The following is a 1,270-nucleotide window of genomic DNA, read 5'->3' on the forward strand; positions in this document are numbered from 1 at the left end:
TGAGCTTCCCCCCGCAGCACGGACACCTGAGGTGAGGTCACTCAGCGGTGCCTGACGGCCTGTAGAGGCCCTCGAACGTGACGGGGCTGTGCATTCCGATACTGGAATGTCGTCGGTATGGATTGTACCAGCATTCGATCCATTCAAATATGGCGTTGGCCAGTTCTTCCCGGGTTTTCCAGATTTTCGCATCGAGAAGTTCGAGCTGCATCGTTCCCCAGAACGACTCCATCATCGCATTGTCGTAGCAATCACCCACCGTTCCCATGGACCCGAGCAGGCCCGCATCTCGCAGCCGCTTGCCAAAGGACCAAGACGTATATTGCGCGCCGTGATCGGAATGCAGAATGGTCGAGCGGGCGTCCGGCTTCCGCCGGGCCACAGCCATCGCCAATGCGCTCACCACCAAATCCGAATCCTGTCGTGCGTCGATGGACCAGCCGATGACCCGGCGTGAATAGGCGTCCATGACGGCGGCGCAATACACCTTCCCTTGGCCGGTGGGATGCTCGGTGATATCGGTCAGCCACAGCCGATCAGGCGCCTCGACATCGAAGCGGCGCTGCACCAGGTCCTCCTCGGTGGCCTGGTTGACCAGGTTGCGGCGGCCCTTGCGCCGGTAGATGCCCTGCAGGCCGGCTGCGCGCATGAGCCGCTCCACGCGCTTGCGGTTGACCTTCTCGCTCAACCCGAGCGTGAGCTCGGCATGCACCCGCGGCGAGCCGTAACTGCCGCGCGAGTCGGCGTGTATCTGTCGGATTATTTTGGTGAGTTCCTTATTGCGGAGTTCGCGCGGCGGCTCGGGCCGGCCGAGCCACTCGTAATATCCCGAGGTCGACACCTGGAGTACTCGACAGGCCACCGCGACCGGAATGCGGTCGTCGGCGAGTTCGCGGACCAGCGAGTAGATTACTTTGGGAGTACGTTCTCCCGTGCGAAGTACGCCGCCGCTCGCTTGAGGATGTCGTTCTCCATCTCCAGCTGCTTATTGCGGCGGCGCAGCTCGGCGAGTTCCTTCTTCTCCGCGCTGGTCAGCCGGTCACCAGTGCCAGCGTTTTCGTCGGCGTCGGCCTGTCTCAACCAGTTCTGCAGGCACGACCGGCTGACGCCCAGGTCTCTGGCGAGTTGGAGGAGCGGTTTGTCACCTTGGCGCGCGAGCTCGACCGCGCGACGCCGGAACTCCGGAGGGTGTGGCGAGGGCATGGGGACATCCTTCCTGATGATCAAGGGTGACCTCAGGTCAAGTGTCCGGAGAACGGGGGGAAGCTCA

Annotated in this window: 1 protein-coding gene; it reads right to left on the minus strand. The window is 62.8% G+C overall.

The window, feature by feature from the left end; translation table 11 throughout:
• Positions 1-37: 37 nt before the first annotated feature.
• Positions 38-1,203, minus strand: a protein-coding gene (locus tag ACWDRB_RS67845) for an IS3 family transposase (protein ID WP_449912915.1) whose coding sequence is annotated in 2 segments (ribosomal slippage) — positions 38-912 and positions 912-1,203 — 1,167 coding nt in all. Because the reading frame shifts where the segments join, the coding sequence is not laid out codon by codon here.
• Positions 1,204-1,270: the final 67 nt, after the last annotated feature.

Source organism: Nonomuraea sp. NPDC003707, assembly GCF_053587055.1.